Annotated in this window: 14 protein-coding genes; 6 read left to right on the top strand and 8 right to left on the bottom strand. The window is 64.3% G+C overall.

Annotation, left to right across the window (positions count from 1 at the left end):
- Nucleotides 1–7 precede the first annotated feature (7 nt).
- Nucleotides 8–1,096, bottom strand: a complete 1,089-nt coding sequence (locus C0Z18_RS16535; RefSeq protein ID WP_102646500.1) for a calcium:proton antiporter — start codon at nucleotides 1,094–1,096, stop codon at nucleotides 8–10.
- A gap of 236 nt (nucleotides 1,097–1,332) precedes the next feature.
- On the opposite strand from C0Z18_RS16535, the gene C0Z18_RS16530 reads away from it, so the two are divergent.
- Nucleotides 1,333–2,223 (top strand): DUF817 domain-containing protein, encoded by an 891-nt coding sequence (locus C0Z18_RS16530; protein ID WP_233217338.1) that lies wholly within the window; start codon nucleotides 1,333–1,335, stop codon nucleotides 2,221–2,223.
- Here C0Z18_RS16530 and C0Z18_RS16525 read toward each other — a convergent pair.
- Nucleotides 2,141–3,142 carry an urea transporter gene (locus C0Z18_RS16525; protein WP_102646499.1) on the bottom strand — a complete coding sequence of 334 codons (1,002 nt, stop codon included), beginning with the start codon at nucleotides 3,140–3,142 and terminating at the stop codon, nucleotides 2,141–2,143. The two genes, C0Z18_RS16530 and C0Z18_RS16525, sit on opposite strands and share 83 nt — an antisense overlap.
- 116 nt (nucleotides 3,143–3,258) lie before the next feature.
- A complete protein-coding gene (locus C0Z18_RS16520; protein WP_233217337.1) occupies nucleotides 3,259–4,491 on the bottom strand; it encodes an MFS transporter in 1,233 nt (410 codons plus the stop codon).
- Between the two features lie 98 nt (nucleotides 4,492–4,589).
- Here C0Z18_RS16520 and C0Z18_RS16515 point away from each other — a divergent pair, with 98 nt between their 5' ends.
- Nucleotides 4,590–5,510, top strand: a complete 921-nt coding sequence (locus tag C0Z18_RS16515; protein ID WP_199189466.1) for a LysR family transcriptional regulator — start codon at nucleotides 4,590–4,592, stop codon at nucleotides 5,508–5,510.
- 16 nt (nucleotides 5,511–5,526) lie between these two features.
- Here the strand turns inward: C0Z18_RS16515 and C0Z18_RS33205 are convergent, their stop codons facing one another.
- The 5 genes from C0Z18_RS33205 to C0Z18_RS16495 all read right to left on the bottom strand — a co-directional run bounded on the left by C0Z18_RS33205 (nucleotide 5,527) and on the right by C0Z18_RS16495 (nucleotide 12,684).
- Nucleotides 5,527–5,670, bottom strand: a complete 144-nt coding sequence (locus C0Z18_RS33205) for a hypothetical protein (RefSeq protein ID WP_199189465.1) — start codon at nucleotides 5,668–5,670, stop codon at nucleotides 5,527–5,529.
- A 227-nt stretch (nucleotides 5,671–5,897) separates the two neighbouring features.
- The gene (locus C0Z18_RS16510; protein WP_102646497.1) at nucleotides 5,898–9,137 is read right to left on the bottom strand and encodes a hypothetical protein; all 3,240 of its coding nucleotides are present in this window, start codon (nucleotides 9,135–9,137) and stop codon (nucleotides 5,898–5,900) included.
- 185 nt (nucleotides 9,138–9,322) lie between these two features.
- Entirely contained in the window at nucleotides 9,323–10,420 is a 1,098-nt protein-coding gene (gene serC, locus C0Z18_RS16505; protein WP_233217336.1) for a 3-phosphoserine/phosphohydroxythreonine transaminase, read from the bottom strand.
- Nucleotides 10,421–10,634: 214 nt separating this feature from the next.
- Nucleotides 10,635–12,032 carry a sensor histidine kinase gene (locus C0Z18_RS16500; protein WP_102646495.1) on the bottom strand — a complete coding sequence of 466 codons (1,398 nt, stop codon included), beginning with the start codon at nucleotides 12,030–12,032 and terminating at the stop codon, nucleotides 10,635–10,637.
- Nucleotides 12,019–12,684 carry a response regulator transcription factor gene (locus tag C0Z18_RS16495; RefSeq protein WP_102646494.1) on the bottom strand — a complete coding sequence of 222 codons (666 nt, stop codon included), beginning with the start codon at nucleotides 12,682–12,684 and terminating at the stop codon, nucleotides 12,019–12,021. The genes C0Z18_RS16500 and C0Z18_RS16495 overlap by 14 nt, the downstream gene beginning before the upstream one ends.
- A 164-nt stretch (nucleotides 12,685–12,848) precedes the next feature.
- Here C0Z18_RS16495 and C0Z18_RS16490 point away from each other — a divergent pair, with 164 nt between their 5' ends.
- The 4 genes from C0Z18_RS16490 (at nucleotide 12,849) to C0Z18_RS16475 (ending at nucleotide 18,674) form a co-directional block, all read left to right on the top strand.
- On the top strand, nucleotides 12,849–13,901 hold the full coding sequence (locus C0Z18_RS16490) for an ABC transporter substrate-binding protein (protein ID WP_102646493.1): 1,053 nt from the start codon (nucleotides 12,849–12,851) through the stop codon (nucleotides 13,899–13,901).
- A gap of 64 nt (nucleotides 13,902–13,965) precedes the next feature.
- Nucleotides 13,966–15,276, top strand: coding sequence for an MFS transporter (locus C0Z18_RS16485; RefSeq protein ID WP_102646492.1), 1,311 nt, complete (start codon nucleotides 13,966–13,968; stop codon nucleotides 15,274–15,276).
- A 187-nt stretch (nucleotides 15,277–15,463) separates the two neighbouring features.
- Nucleotides 15,464–17,326, top strand: a complete 1,863-nt coding sequence (ilvD, locus tag C0Z18_RS16480; RefSeq protein ID WP_102646575.1) for a dihydroxy-acid dehydratase — start codon at nucleotides 15,464–15,466, stop codon at nucleotides 17,324–17,326.
- 160 nt (nucleotides 17,327–17,486) lie between these two features.
- Nucleotides 17,487–18,674, top strand: a complete 1,188-nt coding sequence (locus tag C0Z18_RS16475) for a Fic family protein (protein WP_102646491.1) — start codon at nucleotides 17,487–17,489, stop codon at nucleotides 18,672–18,674.
- The last annotated feature ends 29 nt before the right edge of the window (nucleotides 18,675–18,703 follow it).

Here is an 18,703-nt window from a genome sequence, read left to right as displayed (position 1 = left end):
CGCCGTCTCAATGCGTGATCGAAAGAAACAAGTACGCGGCAAAGAGCGAGAGGTGCACGGCGCCTTGCAGTACCGTCGTGCGCCCCGTACTCAGCGTGAGACTGCTGATGAAAAGCGTCAGCGCGAGCAGCACGGTTTCCATGCCACCGATACCGAGTTCCAATGGGCGGCCGGTCCAGACGAAGACGGCGGCCACGGTAGGAATCGTCAAGCCGATGCTGGCGAGCGCGGAGCCTAGGGCCAGGTTCATGCTCGTTTGCAGCCGATTCGCCCGCGCCGCGCCGACCGCCGCGAGTCCTTCGGGCAGCAAGACGAGCGCCGCGATGACGATCCCGACGGTGGCGGCCGGCGCGCCGACCGTGGCGACGCCGTGTTCGACGGCGGGCGACAAAAGCTTCGCGAGCAAAACGACGGCGACGAGACTCACGAGCAGGAAGCCGAGGCTCGTCAACGCGACGCGTCCGCTTGGCGGCGCGGCGGCGTGCGACGCTTCGCCGGCCTCGTCCGAGGCAAGGAAGTAATCGCGATGGCGTACGGTTTGCACGAAGACGAACACGCCATAGAGCACGAGCGAGGATACGCCCGCGAACGCGAGTTGCGAGGTGGACAGTTGCGGCCCGGGCATCGCGCTCAAATAGTTGGGCATGACGAGCGAAAGCACCGATAGGGCCGCGAGCACCGCAAGCGCCTTGCTCGCCCCGCGCCCTTGGAAGTCCTGTTCGCCATGTTTCCACCCGCCCACGAGCAGACACAGGCCGACGATGCCGTTGCAAACGATCATGATGGCGGCGAAGACGGTATCGCGCGCCAGGCCCGCTTTCTCGGGGCCGGCGGACAGCATCACCGAGACGATCAACGCTACCTCGATCACCGTCACGGCCACGGCGAGCACGAGCGTTCCAAGCGGCTCGCCCACGCGGTGGGCGACGACTTCGGCGTGATGCACGGCCGCGAAGACGCTGCCGGCCAATGCGATCGCAATGAGGGCGATCGCAAACCCTTCGGCACCGATGACCTTCGATAGCCCGAGAATCACCCATGCCGCGAGCGGGGCCCCAAGCGTCCAGCGCGGGAGTGCGTGCGATGAAGTCGACATAACGAGGTCCTTGATCGTGGCTGACGCAAGCGGCGATATTATCAGGCGTCGCCGTGCGCCCGCGGCGAGGCGCCAAGCAATACGACACGCGGCGCGCGCGTGGGTTGCATGGTGCGATGTTGCTAAGCGGCGAGCTCTTCGCGGACAATGCTGCGCGTGGCCGCGTCACGCCGCCTATCCAGGTTCGAGCCACGGCTCGGCCGGCTTCCGAACGACCAACCGACACCGACCAAAACGTGGAACTACAAGCAGCGCCGGGGCGTGCGAGCGCATGGCTCGACAGCGTGATTGCCCGGCTTCTTTCCGCGAGCGACGAACGCGGCCGCATCGCTCATGCCGTTCGCGTATTTCTCGCGTTCGGGATCAAGGAGGCGTGGGTGTGCCTCTTCGGCGGGCTGATGGTGGCGCTGTTGATCGGTACGCACATGTGGTACCCGGCGCACGCGGCGCTGCCTCGGTACGATGCGCTGACGATCGCGGCCGTCGTCATTCAGATTGCGCTGATCGCGCTGCGCCTCGAGACGTGGGACGAAGTAGCTGTCATTGCGCTATTTCACGTGGCCGGCACGTGCATGGAATTGTTCAAGACGGCGGTCGGATCGTGGGTCTATCCGGAGTTCTCATACCTTCGCATCGGCGGCGTTCCGCTCTTCAGCGGCTTCATGTATGCGTCGGTGGGCAGCTACATTACGCGCGCGTGCCGAGGATTCAATTTGCGTTTTTCGCATCACCCGCCGTTCGTCGCTACCGCCGCGCTATCGGCCGGCATCTACGCGAACTTCTTCCTGCATCATTACTTGCCCGACTGCCGCTACCTCTTGATGGGCGCCGCCGTGATCCTCTTCCGCCGCTGCTGGGTGTACTTCGTCATCGGTAAGGCAGTGCACAGGATGCCGTTCTTGCTCGCCTTCGTGCTGATCTCGGGCTTCATCTGGCTCGCGGAAAATGTCGGTACGTACAGTCGCGCGTGGCTGTATCCGAGCCAAATCAACGGCTGGGCCATGGTATCGGTCGCGAAATGGGGCTCTTGGTTCATGCTGACGATCATGAGCTACGTGATGGTGACGCTCGTCGATCGCCCGCGCGGGATCGCCGAAGCGCCGGTGGGGGCGGTGCGTATCGGTTGATCAGGCCGGCGGCGCCGGTTCTCACACACCACACCGAGGCGACGAACGGCGCGCTCATCGCGGGCCAACCCCAATGCGCGGCGGCCTGATGGACCAAGGCGGAGAGCACGACAGCCGAGCTCGCCGCCACGGCGCCCCGATCGACGAGCGCCAGTGCGGCCAACGCGCCGTTGAAACCGGCGACGCCCGTGTGAAGGGGCGCGAGAGACTCGCCGCACAACCAGGCGATGGCGCTCGATGCAGCCGCGCCTAAAAGCGCGTGAACGGCGGCTCGGCGCGAGGCGAGCGCGATTCCGATCGCGATCAGTAACCCAGGCAGTGCTCCCGACGCGAAAACGGTTTGTGCCAGTGCCGCGCATGCGTCACCGAATGCGCCCGGGAGGGGAACGGCGCTGCCACCGAACCACGCATCGCAGGGGAAACGAACCCAGGTCGCTTGGCCGTAGACGTGACCGATGTCCGCACCGGACGGCCCTGTCGAAGCGTGCGCGCTTGCTCGCAGCGCGAGCCAACCCCATGTCACGACGAGGCAAGGACTCGAATAAACCGCGAGCGCGCGCGTGGACAGCCAGCGCGAGGCGGGCAGAGCGAGGCAGGTGGCGGCGATCGCCGACAACAGGGCGACGGCGAGTGCGACTTGAGTGTCGTCGATGATCGAGGCGGCCGCCAGCGCGCAGAGCACGCCGTTGAATCCGTGCAGACCGTCGCGGATCGCGCTCGGCTCGTAGTGAACGAGCCGGGCGCTGACGTGCGCGGTCACGGCGCCGATGAGCGCCGCGCAGGCGAGGCGTAGGTCGCACAGCGCGAGCGCTGCGAGCACGCATGCGCCCGTGAGCGCATTGCACTGCAGGACCGTTTGCCCGATCGAGCGCAGTACGGTTCGCAGCGCGGATGAGTCGTCGTCTTGGCCGGCATGCATAGCGAAGAGGGGCGCCCGCCTATGCGTTGCGGCGAACGGGCGCGATGGTTCTCGATTTTGAACGGCGAGCATAGGCGCGAACTGGCGCACCCGCCATCCGCGCGCCTTGATAATCGCTATTTGCCGGACGACGTAGCGGGGTGTCGAAGCCACGCGTCTTCGCGCCCTCCAGCGGCGGCGCGGAACTTCGCCGTGGCGCCGAGGGCCGCTGCGCCGCACAGCAAGCCGGCGGCCGAGACACCGGTCCAACCGAAGCGGGCCGCTACCGCGGTGCCCAGCGCCGAGCCCATCGCGCCGCCGAGAAAGTAGCTGGTCATGAACACCGTATTGAGCCGGCCGCGAGCGTGGGGCAGAAACGCATACAACCGCGTCTGATTGGCGACGAGGTTCGCGCGGCTGCCGAGGTCCAGCAGCAAAATGCCGGCGAGGAGCCACCCCATCGAGCGCCCCGCGCCGGCGATGAGCACGAAAGCCGCCATGATCGAGACGGCCGCGAGCGCGACGACGCGGCGCCCGCCCCAGCGATCGGCGAGGCGCCCCGTGGCCGGCGAGGCCAGCATTCCCGTCAGCCCGACGAGACCGAACAGCCCGGTCACGTCGCTGCCCCAGTGATAAGGCGGCCGTGCGAGCATGAGCGCGAGCGAACCCCACAAGACGTTGAAGGCGGCATACAAGACGAAACCCGTCACGCACGCTTCGCGCAAGCGCGGCTGCGTTCGCAGCAAATCCCAAAGCGAGCGAAGCAGCCGTGGATAGGCAAGCGCGGTGTCCGGCACCGTGCTCGGCAAAAAGCGCCAAACCAATACCATCGGAACGAACTCGAGCGCGGCCGCAACTTCGAACGTCGTCCGCCAACCGAAGTGCGCGCCGAGATAGCCGCTCACTGTGCGAGCCAGCAGGGTCCCGGCGAATAGGCCGCTCATGAGCCGGCCGACGGTTTGACCGCGCCGCGCGGGATCGGCTCGCCCCGATACGGCCGGAATGACGACTTGAGCGCTTATCGCCGTCAGCCCGAGTACGGCGCTGGCTATCAACAGCCACATCAAGCTCGTCGCCATAGCGCACGACGCCAGTGCCGCCACGTTCACCGCCAGCAACGTGAGGATCAGTGCACGACGATCGAGCCGGTCGCCGAGTGGGCCGAACAGCAGCAGTCCGCTGGCGTAGCCGAATTGCGTCAGCATCGCGATGGCCCCTTGCGCGAAGGAGCCGGCGGCGAGCGAGGCGGCCATGACCGGTAACAACGGCTGGCTGTAATAGAGGCTAGCGACGGCGAAGCCGCACGCGGCCGACAACGCGAACACACTGTGATCGGCAAGCGGCGCGGGATCGGAAGGATGGGGATTCACTGGCAACTCCATGGGCGCGGCACCATTGCCACGGCGCGATGATGCGCGCCGTGCGGGCATGAAGGAACGACGGGCCTTGCGCAATCGTTTTGCGTAAAATGCAAAACATGACCCCGATTCCCTATGCAGAACTCTTACCGGCTTTTGTCGCGGTGGCGCGCGCGGGCAGCTTTTCGGCCGTGGCGGCGAAGCAGGGCATCGCCCCCTCGTCGGTGTCTCGTCAGATCGACGCGTTGGAGGCCGAACTCGGCACGCGGCTATTCATGCGTTCCACGCAAGGGCTGGCCTTGACGGATGCAGGCGAGCTGCTGCTCGCGCGTGCCCCGGCCTTGCTCGACGAACTCGTCGATTTGCGTGCCGAAGTGGCGGCGCTGAGCGATGTCCCGCGTGGGGTGCTGCGCGTGGCGTGCTATCCGACGTTCGGCCGCCATCATGTGCTGCCGTTGCTGCCGAGCTTATTGGCCCGATACCCCGAGTTACGCGTGGAGCTCGATTTCACCGAGCGCTTGGCCGATCCCGTGCGCGACCGGCTCGATGCCGTAATCCGTATCGGTCCCCTTAAGGACAGCCGTCTGTATGCGCAGCGTCTAGGCACGCAGCGCTGGACCATTTGCGCGAGCCCGCAGTATTTGCGCGCGCATGGGCATCCGAAGACGACGGCGGAACTGGCCGGGCACCGTTTATTGGACAAACGCAGCGATCCGGACGGAGTGGGGTGGCGCGGATTGCGCGCGGGAGGATGGATTCCGGCGGAAGCCGCCGACAACGCATTGACGTGCGACGACTTCGAAACGTTATTGCAAGCCGCGGCGGCGGGCCTTGGCCTGGCCTATTTGCCGACGTGGGTAACGAACGAGGCGACGGCCTGCAAGCGTTTGATACGCGTGTTCGACGATCCCGCTCAGCGCCGGGACGACATTCAATTGCTGCGGGCACTACCGAGGCCTCCCGCCAAACTGGCGGTATTCGCTCAGGCCTTGAGCGGGATCGAGGCGCTGCGCGAGCCGGCCTCGGCCTAGATCCCGGCAGGAAGTCTTATTCGGCGATGGGCGAGCGCGCCGTGCGGCGTTCGGCCAATACCGTGGCGCGTTCGAGACGCGGGCTGGCGCCGCGGATGAACAAGGCGGCGCAAGTGGCCATCAGGGCCCAGATCGAAATAATTACGGCCAACGTGCTCATGCCAATCTCCTGAAAGTCGAGGATCGCGACGGAGTCTGTCAGGCCCGAGGGCCGGTCAGCGAGTCGATGATTGGCAGTATGGAACGCGTACGGGCAAATCGATTGGGCGAAATGAAGCGGATTTCCGGGTTAATCCAAGTAATGGGACCGGCGCGCAAGCGGACCGGATCGGCCGGCGCGACGGGGCGCGTCCGGCCGCTCTCCTCTCGATGGGTGCCGAACGGCGCTTAGAACCGCACCGGCGGCATCACGCCGTATTGGAGCAACGCATCGTCGAACTGGCGGGCAGCCGTGGACATCGGCTCCTTTTGCCATAGCCCGTCGCCGGCTTTGAGCGCGGAGGCGATCGCATCGGCTTGGTGCGGCGTCAGCGAGTTGAGCCAGTCGACCATTTCCTTTTGCGTCGCGTTTCCATACTTGAAGTACTGCGTGATGAAAGGGCCGGCGCTCGGCGGCGAGCCGTCGAACGAGGTGGCGTGCTTGGCCAGTTGCGCGGCCACGTCGGGGTGTACGCCGATCGAAATCAGGGCCTGTTTGTCGTCGCCGTCGTGGGTGTGCGAGTTCTCGTAAGCATTGGCCGTGGTGACCAAAAGCGCGGCAACCGCAACCGTCGGTCCGCCGATGAGGTCCCACGCGTCGCCGCTCAGGCCAAGAACGGTGGCGCCTTCGGGCAATTCGGCCGCATCGATGCCCGAACCCGTCAACAAGGTGGCGTAGCCCGCCGAATTCAACAGATCGCCCACGCCTTGGATCGGCTTGCCTTTGCTGAAGTCGTCCACGGCCTCGGTGATGCCGAGGATAGCCGATGCCAAATCGGACGTGTCCTGCAGCATCAGCTTCGTCGAGATTTTCAGGCTCGAGCGTGCGCTGGCCGGGATATCTAGACTGTCGATACTTTCGGTGAGGCTTGCATAGCCTTTTGCCAGCGGCGTCTCGCCCGAGTCGGGCCGCAGCGACGGCAGCTTGCCGGCGGGGATGCCCGCCGAGAGCGCGTACGACACGCCGCCGAGTTCTTGCCGAATCGCCGAGGCGCCGTTCTGCAGCGCCGAGAAGAGCCCGCCCGAGGACGCTTCGCCGAGCGAATAAGCCGCGTTCTGAAAATACAATTCGGCGCCGAGCGACTTATTCGCCCGCTTCCAGACCGACTGCGCCATCTTGGCGCCGCTCGGAGACAGCACGCTATCGGCCCCGTCCGCGGCGAGCGAGCCGATCAGACGCTTGCCGATCTGCTCGTACACCTTTCGCATCGAACGCTGGAGCCATAACGTGTTGGTCGGCTCTTGCTTCGCGTCGGGGCTCACGATACCGAGACTGTCGGCCGAATGCAGCGCCGCGACGATGTTCTGCGAATCGGATACCGACCACATGTATTGGCCGCTTTGCATCGACTTCGGGATGTCGGTATCGAACCCCTGGACGCCTTTGAGCTCGCCGCCGTAGGCGGTCACGGCGGCTTGCACGCCGTCGGCCGTTTCCTGCAAGGCGGGAATGCCGGCCGAATCGTCTTCGAATTGCTTGGCCGCCTTCGGGTTGGCCGCGAATAGCTTGTCGATGAGCGCGCTTTGCTCGGCCGGCGTGCCGGCGCCGCCCCAATTCGCGAGCGGCTCGCTGGCGAATGCGCCGTCGCTCGATAGTTTGTCTTTGAGCGATTTCACGTTGTCGGCGAAGCCGTCGAGTCCTTGCCGCGCGCCATCGAGCACGCAACTGGCGTAGATATCGTTCCGATAAAGCCGCGCTTGCGCACCGACGGCGAACGCGAGCGCGACGTTACCCTGCCGGCCCGCATCGGCGAATACTTGCCGGGTGAACTGGACATTTTGAAAGACGTCCTCGCCCGAGTCCGGAGGAACGCCGTCGGCCTGCGCGACGATGTAAGCTGCGATGCGATCGACCGCGGCCTTGCCGGTACCGTTCGTTCCCTGATCGCTCTCGATCGCATGCTGGCAAGCCGCCGATAACGACATCAAGACGGCCGTCGGTCGATTCGGGCCATTGCCTTGCCAAGACGCCGTATCGCGCAGCGTTTGCTGGATGACGTTTTGCACCCGCGTGTCGGCCATGATCGAGCTGACCTGGCCGATCGTGGCCGTCTGCGGGTCCGTGACGCTCGCGAGCGTTTGCATCGCCGCCGCGGCGCCATGCTGCTTGTAGGCATCGACGACCGCTTGGGCGGGACGATCGATCAGAACGGTGTGTTTGGCGTCGTCGATACCGCCTCGTACCGCGGCCGCGAAACGCGGATCGCCGCCCGCATAGGTTAGATAGACGCTGGCGCGCGCGGTCATATCGCCAAGCGCTTGCGCGCCTTGATCGCTGCCGGCCGTTGCGACGATTTGATCGTGCACGAGCCGGCGCACGCCATTCCAATCGCCGGCGGCCGCCGCGGCGTCGATCTTGCCGAGTTGATCGCCGGTGCGGCCCTGCGACGACAGTGTCTTTTGCAGCATGCCGGCGGCATCGGCAATCGCGCTTTGATAAGCCGGGTCTTGCGGCGCGCGGCCGCGCAGCGTGGAGGCGAGCTGATCGACATTCGGCACCGATTGCTGCGTCGAAGCGTAGAGCAGCTCTTGATACACGCTGGCCGTCAGTTCGCTCGACGCGTTCGCGCGATCCTTGGCCGGTCCTTGCTCGATCGCTTGAAGCTGCGTACGTTGCTGCTCGAGATAGCCGAGTCGCGTGGAGTCGAGCACGACGACGGTTTGCCCCACGGGCAAGTGGGATAGGTCGCTCGGTGCGTTCGCCGGGCGATCGCCGAACGGCTTTTGATCGAGAGAGGGCGTGGCCGCGAGATTGGCATCGAGCAGGGCGGTATCGTCGGTCAGATTCGGTTGATCGAAAACGTGCTGATCGCGCAGCACGTCGTATGCGCTGCCGCCCTCGTTCAAATTGAAACGGCTGATGCCGAGTTCGCCCGCGCCCGGGGCGAACAGGCCCACGGCCGCGCGCGAGAGCGGATCGTCAGGCGTGGAGTCAGTGCCGACCGTCAGCGGCGGCAACGCGCCGGGCACTTCATACTGGGCCTCGCCCGAATGCCAGAACGCGCCCTTTGCGCTGCCCGACGTATCGCCGACGGTGAGATCGCCGTTCGTCTGGATCGTCAAGGCGGCCCCGGCGTGGCCGTTCGTCTTCGTACTCCATACGTCGTTCTTGCCGGCGACGCAAAGCGTGTCCGGGTCGGTCTTGTAGAGCACGAGATTGCCGTCTTGCTGCATATCCGCGACGGTCGCGCCCGAGTTTGCGGTCTTGCTGACCCAAACGGCCACGTTCGTCTTGAGATCGTATTCGACGAGATTGCCGTCGCTTTGCATCGTCAACTCGAACCGGCCGTCGGCCGATCGAATCGATTGGCCGGCCGTGAGCTTTTGGCCTGCCTTCAATTGAAACGGGGGCGGTTGCGTCGGTGCGGGGGCGGGTTGCTGGGGTTCGGTGCTCGTCGTGCTGCCGGTGCCGTCGATTCGGAAGGACATAGTCGCTCATCGAAGAAATCGGGAGCGTTTAGCGTCCCATCCGCAAATGACGACGGCATGTCACATCGAACGAATTGATTAGGATGACTTACGAACTATCGTAGATTTTCGATTGATTTTTTTCGTTGCTACGAAGCCTCGTATGCATCGCGGTGATGAAGAGGCAACGTTGCGTATGGATCGTATCAAGCGCGTTGCAAAGCGAACTCGATCAGCGTTTCGCATAGTATTTCAACGGCCTGCGGCGTAACGGCGTTATAGAGCGAGGCCCGCAAACCGCGCAGCGAACGATGGCCCTCGAGTCCGCTCATGCCGCGCGCCTCGGCGGTATCGAGGAACGCGCGATCGAGCCGCGCATCGCCGAACGTGAAGGCAACGTTCATCTGCGAGCGCCACGGCCGCTTGGCGTGAATGGTCACCGCATCGCTCATTTCGTCGAGCACCGCATACAAGCGTGCCGCCTTGCCCTCGTTGATACGCTGCACCTGCTCGAGCCCGCCGATGTCATCACGCAGCCAGCGCGTGATCAGCGTCAAGACGTAGATCGCAAAAACCGGCGGCGTGTTGTAGTTCGACCCATGCGCGATCTGCGTTCGGAAATCGAGAATGTGCGGCAAGCCCCCGGGAATGCGCGTCAACAGTTCGCGATCGATCACGGCGACGGTCACTCCCGCCGCGCCGAGATTCTTTTGCGCGTGCGCGTAGATCATCCCGAAGTGCCACGCATCGATCGGCTTCGAAAGAAAATCCGACGACATATCGGCGATCAGCGGTACGCTCGCCGGCCGCGCCGGCAACGCGAACTGTAAGCCTTCGATGGTCTCGTTCGAAACGTAATGCAGGTAAGCGGCGCGCGGATCGACGTCGAGTTGCTCGAGCACGGGCAATTCGCGAAAGCCGGCGCGCTGTCCGTCCCAAGCGATGCGATGAGGGCCGACGCGGCCGGCTTCAGCCGACGCACGCGCGCTCCAATACCCGGAGACGACATACTCGGGCGCGGCGAACGCGGGCGTGGCGTAATTCATCGGCACGGTGGCGAACAGCAAGCTGCTGCCGCCTTGCAGAAAGGACACCGCGTAGCGGTCGGACAAGCCAAGCAGATGGCGAACGTGGCGTTCGGCTTCGTCGAGAATCGCGAGAAACCAGTCCGACCGATGGCTCATGCCCAGTACGGACACGCCCGTCTCGGGCAAGGCGGCGATCGCATCGCGCACTTGCGCCAAGACGGCTGCGGGCAGCGCGCCGGGGCCGGCGGAGAAATTCAAGGTATTGGCGTGCGGCATGGGCATCGGGTCGAGTCTGTCAGGCCCGGGCACGCGTTCGCTCGGTCGTACTGACGGTGATGAAGTGGCTCAAGCGTACCAGAGCGGATTCGCGGCCCACTCGGCGAGATGAAGGGGAAACGGGTGTCAATTTCGGCAAACGACCTTACATGGAGCCGACCGATTGTTCTGCCCCTTCCAATGTGGCGCCGACCGGGCGGGGCGCGCCGCGCGCTCAGAGCGGGGGCATCGGTGGAAACGCCAACGTCACGGCAAAGCCGCCCGCCGGTGGGAAAGCGAAGCGGATGCTGCCGCCATGCGCCTTCACGACCTCTTGCACGATGGCCAGACCGAGCCCCGAGCCCGTGCGCCGCGAAGCGTGCTCTTGGCCCAATCGTTCGAACGGGCGCAGCGCGGCCTCCCAATGTTCCGGCGCAATACCGGGACCGTTGTCCGTCACGGTCAGGGTGACCGGAGCGCCCGCGGTGGCGACCGACACGACGATGTCGTCCGCCTTACCGTGCAGCAGCGCGTTGTGCAGCACGTTCGATAGGGCTTCCTGAAGGCTGATCGGATCGCCGGCGATATAGCCCTGCGGCGCATCGCTCGCGAACGTTACCGTGACGTCGCGCTCGTCGGCGAGCGGAATCGCGCGCCCGAGCACTTCCTTCGCCAGTGCCACGAGGTCCACGGGCTGAAGGGGAACGGCTTGCGTCCGATGCGTGACCATCGCGTGATTGAGCAATTGGCCCGTGAGCCGCCCCACGTCCGAGCAGGTCGTGCGCAGCGCTTCCAAGCGCGCGGCAAGGCGAGCCGGGTCATGCTCGTCGGCAAGCAACTCGATTTGGGCGTCGAGGCGCGCCAGCGGTGTGCGCATTTGATGGGCCGCATCCGCGATGAAGCGTTGCATCGCCGTCATACGTTCGGCAAGGCGGCCGATCAGGCCGTTGATCGCGCCGATGATCGCGTTGATTTCGCTGGGGGTATCGGCCGCGACCGGACGCAAATCCGCGGGGTCGCGCGCGGCGATGATCGTCTCGATGCGGGCCAACGGACGCAGGCCGCGCCGAATCGCAAGGCCGCTTGCCCCGATCGCGAGGAGGCTCATTAGAAAAATGAGCGTCCACACCTTGAAGCTCATGTCGTTCGTGAGCTGCTTGCGTGCGTGTGTCGTTTGCGCGACGGTGACGACCGCCCAACCCGGCGTATGTTCCTCGGGCAGGTAGCGCGCGAGCGACGCGGTGCGAATAGACTGGCCCTGATAAGCGGCGTTCGCGAATTGCGGACCGGTGCGCGCGGCCGCGCTGCTCGCGGGGCTGGGCAGATCGGCGTAGCCCGCCACCACGACACCGCGCGAATCGACCACCTTGTAATAGACGAGGTCGTAGCGCGAGAGTGTCGACAGCGCCGCCACCGGCAGGTTCAGCGCGAGTACGCCCCCTTGCACGTAGAGGTCCTCGGCCACCTGGATCGTGGCGCCGGCTAGAAGCTGGTCATAGGCGCGCTGAGAGGCCACGCCCGCGTAATAGCGGGCGATCACGGCGAGCGCCACGGCCCCGGAGACGACGATCAGCGCGATGAATAGGAGCGTGCGCCCGAATAGCGTCTTCGGGAACCACTTAAAGCGTTGCAATCTGATACCCCATGCCGCGCGCCGTCCGTATCTCGACCGAGCTGCCTTGCAGCTTCTTGCGTACGCGCGTGACGTATTGTTCGACGGCGTTGGTGGTGGGCTCGTTGCCCAAGCTGAACAACTGATTCAGCAGCTCTTCCTTCGAGAAGATACGTTGCGGGCGGCTGGCGAGGATTTCGAGCAGCGCGAACTCTTGCCGGGAGAGCGAAAGCGGCTTACCGTCGAGTTCCACGAGGCGGCTGCTGCGATCGATCGCGAGCGTGCCGACCTGGAGCACATTGCTCGCATGCCCCGTATTTCGGCGCAACAGCGTTTGCACGCGCGCTTCGAGTTCGCGGTAGTCGAACGGCTTGACCAGATAGTCGTCGGCGCCGAGCCCCAGGCCGCTGACGCGATCGTCGATCGCCGAGCGCGCGGTGACGAGCAGCACCGGGCTGACGGAACCGGCCGCGCGCAGATTGCGCAAGATGGTGAAGCCGTCCATCGTCGGCAACATGACGTCGAGTACGATGAGATCGAAACGCTCGACGCGCAACAGTGAGTTTGCCGTTGCACCGTCGGCTTCCAGATCGACGGCGTGCCCAAGACGCGTCAAGCGAGCGCGTATCGCCTCGCCGATCTGAGCGTCGTCCTCTACCACCAAAATACGCATAATGCCGTTCCTGCCGATGTGTGCGGTCGTACAGTGTGTCGATCCCGTTCACGGATTTAGGGGTTTTCCCGGGGACCCGATGTCAGCATTTTCTCAGACTCGCTCGATAACCTTGTCAAGCATGAAGGCGCGAGCGCCAAGTTGAAATTAGAGGAGACGATACGATGCAGGACGAGCAGGGCCGCCGGCGCGGCGGCTCGAGACAGCCTTCGCCGCGGCGTCGCGCGCTGGTGGCGGCTGGCCTCGGCGCTTTGCTGTCGCCGGCTCTGGCGCTCGGCACCGTGCGCCCGGTTCGCATCTCGAAGGGTTATGGTCTGCTCTATTTGCCGTTGCTCGTCATGGAGCGTCAGCGCTTGTTCGAACGCCACGCCGCGCGGTTGGGTATGCGCGAGCTTCGGGTCGATTGGGTGCTGCTCGACGGAGGCAATTCGATCGACGACGCCATGATGGCGGGCTCGCTCGATTTCGCGGCGGCCGGCGCCCCGGGCTTCATCGAATTGTGGGCGCGCTCGCGCGGTATCCCGAACGTCGAGGTCATCGGCATCAGCGGCCTATCGACGACCACGCTGTCGCTCAATACGAATCGTCCGGAAATCAAATCGCTCGGCGATTTTGGATCGAGCGATCGCATCGCCGTGCCGGGCATCCGAACCTCGTTGTCCGCCGTCGTGCTGCAAATGCTTGCGAGCAAGATGCTGGGCCCGGAGCACTTTGCCCGGCTCGACTCGATCACGGTCAATCTGCCGCATCCGCAGGCGATGCAAGCACTGATCCGCCTGGAAGGGGGCGTGACCGCGCACTTCGGGTCGCCGCCGTTTTCCTCGCTCGAACTGCGCGAGCCGGGGATTCACCGCGTTGCCGATTCGCTCGATGTGCTGGGCCCGTTGACGCTCGATGTCGTGTTCGCGCCGAGGCGGATCGTCGATGCGCAGCCGCTGCTGGCTCGCGCGTTCATCGGCGCGCTGGACGAGGCGAACCGCATGATCGCGGACGATCCTCTCGCGGCGGCACAGATCTATGTGACCGCATCGAATCTTGGCTTGTCGCCGAAGGCAGTGATGCAAATGCTCGCGATGCCGCAAACACGATTTTCCGTCCACCCGGGCCAGATGATGGATTTTGTCGACTTTCTGTACCGCGTGGGCACGATCAAAGCCAAGCCGCGCACCTGGAACGAGATGTTCGTGGCCGAATTGAGTCGTTTCAGCGCGTCGTAGCCCACGGATGTCGAGGACGGCGTCTATTGAAGTATCGAGTAGTGAAGAAATTGAGGAGTACTAAATGAGTGAAAGCATGCAATTCGAATCGCAATCCGTGCACGAACGCGCGGTCATGTCGAAGATCGCCCGGCGCTTATTGCCGATTCTCGTGGTGATGTTCTTGGTTGCGTTCATCGATCGCCAAAACGTCGGCTTCGCGAAGCTGCAAATGGTGCACAGCCTGCATATGACCGAAACGGCGTTCGGTCTTGCTTCGTCGCTGTTCTTTATCGGCTACTTGCTGTTCGAAGTGCCGAGTACCCTGGCGCTGCATCGGTTCGGGGCTCGCTTGTGGCTTGCTCGCATCATGCTCACTTGGGGCGCGATTACGGTGTTGATGGGCTTCACGACGTCGATGCAGGCGTTTTGCGGGCTCCGCTTTGCCTTGGGCGTGGCGGAGGCCGGGTTTTATCCCGGCGTCATCTACTACCTGACACTTTGGTTTCCGCAGAGCTATCGCGCTCGGGTGCTCGGCATCTTCACGCTCGGCAGCGCGCTTGCGAACATGCTCGGCTCGCTCGTGGGCGGATGGCTGCTCAGCTTGAACGGCGTCTTGGGGCTAGCGGGCTGGCAGTGGGTATTCATCGCGACGGGGCTGCCGGCGGTGCTCATCGCCGTAACGGTGTTCAAGGTGCTGCCCGCGTCGTACCGGGAGGCGCGTTTCTTGAGCGAAAAGGAAAAGCAACTCGTCGCCGCGGCCCTCGAGCGCGAAAAGCCCGAGCACGCCGAGCATGCCCAACCGTGGAAGGCGCTGCTCGATCCGCGCGTCATGCTGTTCGCCGCGACGTATATGTTGATGTCGACATCGCTCTACGGCGTGACCTACTGGCTACCGACGCTCGTCAAATCGTTTGGCGTATCGAGCACCACGAACGGCTTGCTGAGCATGCTGCCATGGGCCCTGTCGGTGGTGCTTCTCGTGTATCTGCCCGCGAAGTTGCGCCGCGCGAAGAGTCTGTTGAAAGCGATCGCCATCGTTGCGGCTTGCGGTGTCGTCGGCTTTTTGCTGAGCCTGCTACTACCGTCCACGCCGCTTCGCTTCGTAGCGCTCGTGCTGGGCGGCGCCTGCATTCCTCTGCTTTATCCGTGTTTTTGGTCCATGCCTCCGCGCTACTTCACGGGCGCGCGCGCCGCGGCAAGCGTGGCGGCGATCAATTCGATCGGCAACCTGGGCGGCTTCTTTGGCCAAAACCTGATGCCGTTCGCGGGCAAGGCCACCGCATCGGCGTTCGGCCCGATGATCGTGCCGATCGTCTGTCTGGCGACACTGGGCGTGGGTGCCGGCGTGGCATGGCTTCGTTCGGAACGCGCCGTCGCGGCCGTTCCTGCTTGATATTAAAAAAGACTTAGTTCCTTACAAAAAATATATTGGACGTCTTACCGATAATCTTTCAGTATTCCGTCGTTCAATAGGTATCCCGCGCGCGTGAGCGCCGGGAGACCGTCACGGCCCGCGGCGTCGATTTCCGCGGGCCTGACGCAAATTCAAACGTCGACGACCGCAATACCTGAGGATGCAGATGCCCAATTACCGCTCACGCACTTCGACGCACGGCCGCAACATGGCCGGCGCCCGCGCCTTGTGGCGCGCCACGGGAATGAAGGACGACGATTTCGGCAAGCCGATTATCGCCGTCGTGAACTCCTTCACGCAGTTCGTGCCGGGGCACGTTCATCTGCGCGATCTGGGCGCGTTGGTGGCGAAGGAAATCGAAGCGGCGGGCGGCGTCGCGAAGGAATTCAACACGATCGCCGTGGATGACGGCATCGCCATGGGCCATGGCGGCATGCTCTATTCGCTGCCGTCGCGCGAGTTGATCGCCGATTCGGTGGAGTACATGGTCAACGCGCATTGCGCCGATGCGATGGTATGCATCTCCAATTGCGACAAGATCACGCCGGGTATGTTGATGGCCGCTATGCGCCTGAACATCCCCGTGGTGTTCGTCTCGGGCGGCCCGATGGAAGCGGGCAAGGTCAAATCGCCTACCGACGGCCAGGTCATCGCGAAGATCGATCTGATCGACGCCATGATCAAGGCGGCCGACCCGAAGGTCAGCGACGCCGAAGTGGCGGAAATCGAGCGTAGCGCATGCCCCACGTGCGGTTCGTGCTCAGGTATGTTCACGGCGAATTCGATGAACTGCTTGACCGAGGCGATCGGCCTCGCGCTGCCGGGCAACGGGACGATCGTGGCTACGCATGCTTGGCGTAAGGGCTTGTTCGAGCAGGCCGGGCGCCTCGTCGTCGATCTGTGCCGGCGCTACTACCAGGAAGAAGACGCTTCGGTGCTGCCGCGCAGCATCGCCACGAAGCGTGCGTTCGAGAACGCGATGGCGCTCGACGTGGCCATGGGCGGTTCGACCAACACCGTGCTGCACTTGCTGGCCGCCGCGCAGGAAGCCGGCGCCGACTTTACGATGGCCGACATCGATCGCATCTCGCGCAAGGTGCCGTGCTTGTGCAAGGTCGCGCCCGCCACCGACAAATTCCATATCGAAGACGTGCATCGCGCCGGCGGCATCATGGGCATCCTCGGCGAACTGGCGCGGGCCGACTTGCTCGACTTGTCGTGCGGCAACGTGCATAGCGGCACGCTGGGCGATGCGCTGGCCAAGTGGGACGTCAAGGGCGGCGCGGACGAAGCGGCGCACAAGTTCTATCGCGCTGCGCCGGGCGGTATTCCGACGACCGTTGCGTTCAGCCAAGAGGCCACGTACACGGCGCTCGATACCGATCGCGAGAAGGGGTGCATCCGCGACAAGGCGCATGCCTATTCGAAGGACGGCGGTCTGGCCGTGCTGTACGGCAACCTCGCCGAGAAGGGGTGCATCGTCAAGACGGCCGGTGTGGATGAATCGCAGTGGGTGTTCTCGGGGCGCGCGCGCGTGTTCGAGAGCCAAGACGCGGCCGTCGAAGCCATCCTCGGTGACCAGGTGGTGCCGGGCGATGTCGTCGTGATCCGTTACGAAGGGCCCAAGGGCGGTCCGGGCATGCAGGAAATGCTGTACCCCACGTCGTATCTGAAGTCGAAGGGCCTGGGCAAGAGCTGCGCGCTCTTCACCGACGGCCGTTTCTCGGGCGGCTCCTCGGGGCTCGTGATCGGGCACGCATCGCCGGAAGCGGCGGAGGGCGGCACCATCGGGCTCGTGCAAGAGGGTGACGTGATCGAGATCGATATCCCGCAGCGCAAGATGCACTTGGCGGTTAGCGATGAGGAACTGGCGCGCCGCCGCGCGGCCATGGAAGCGCGCGGCGATAAGGCGTGGCAGCCGGAGAACCGCGAACGCGTCGTTTCGCAAGCGTTGCAAGCGTATGCCGCGCTGGCGACGTCGGCCGATCGCGGTGCCGTGCGCGATATTTCGCAACTCAAGCGCAAGTAATCGCGCGAAGAGGCAGCGGAATCGCTCGGCGCACGAGGGTAGAATCGACTCATGATTTGAGGCGATTAGATGGCTAATCGCCTCAGCGCCCGATATACTTATTCGACTCACGCGATGAGTCGAATAGGACGACTAATCGCCTCAACGTATCGAAGGCGCGATGTCCACGAATCTTCCGCTCATTTGGCAAGCGCCCACTTGGCCTGCCATGCACTATGAACCGATCCCTGTGACCGGCGAGTTGGCGCGGGCACACCGCGCCCAGGGCGTTGTAGAAGGGAAGCTGGCTGGCCTCGGCTTCGAACAGCGGCTCGAGCTCGCCGCGGAAGCTTGGAGTCAGGATGCCGTCGCCACGGCAGCCATCGAAGGGGAGCGGATCGATCTCATCTCCGTACGTTCCTCCGTGGGGCGGCGCTTGGGCGTCGGCAATAAGATCGGTCCCGCTGCACCCCGAAGCGTGGAGGGGCTGCTCGACGCCATGGATGACGCCGTGCGCGAGCGAGACGCGGCGCTGACGCACGAGCGCATGTACGCCTGGCAGGCGGCGCTTTTTCCCACCGGCTACTCGGGTATGTCGAAGATTGTCGTCGGGGCGTATCGCCGCCACGCCGAACCCATGCAAATCATCAGTGGGCGGGTGGGCAGGGAAACGATTCACTACGAGGCCCCGCCCTCCGAGCGCGTACCGGACGAGATGGATAACTTCGTCGCGTGGTTCAATGCGGAGACCGAGCACGACAGCCTTGTCAAAGCGGCGCTCGCTCATCTCTGGTTCGAATCGATTCACCCGTTCGAGGATGGGAACGGTCGCATCGGTAGGGTGTTGATCGACCTCGTTCTGGCGCGCGATAGCGGTGAGGTGGGGCGTCTTATTCCAATCTCGCAGCGCTTGCTGGATAACAGGGACGAATACTACGCGCAACTCGAGCGCGCGCAGCACGGCGAGCTAGACGTAACCGAATGGGTTTTGTGGTTCGTGACACAGGTGAGAGTGGCAAGCGAACAAGCATCGGTGGCGATCGACACGGCGCTTGCGAAAGCGATGTTCTGGACGAATCATCGCGACAACGTCCTGACTGCTCGGCAGCGCAAAGTCGTCAATCTTCTTCTCGATGCCGGGCCCGGCGGCTTCGAAGGCGGCATGAGCACCAAAAAGTACGAGAGCATTGCCGGCACCTCGCGGGCTACGGCCTCTCGAGAGCTGATCGAACTCGAGGAGATGGGGCTGGTATGTCGAGTCGGCGCCGGGCGCTCGACCCGCTACTACCTGAACATCGTTGGATGGGGACCCGCCGATCCGGTGCGTGCTGCGCAAGACGGCCCGGCGCAGGGCGAGGATCGGTCGTAACGACGATGCCTCGCGCGCTGCGCACGGTC

This window comes from Trinickia dabaoshanensis, from assembly GCF_002879885.1.
GTDB classification, from domain to species: Bacteria; Pseudomonadota; Gammaproteobacteria; order Burkholderiales; family Burkholderiaceae; genus Trinickia; species Trinickia dabaoshanensis.
Note: the sequence above shows the minus strand (reverse complement) of the source record. Positions and strands in the feature narration are given on the sequence as shown.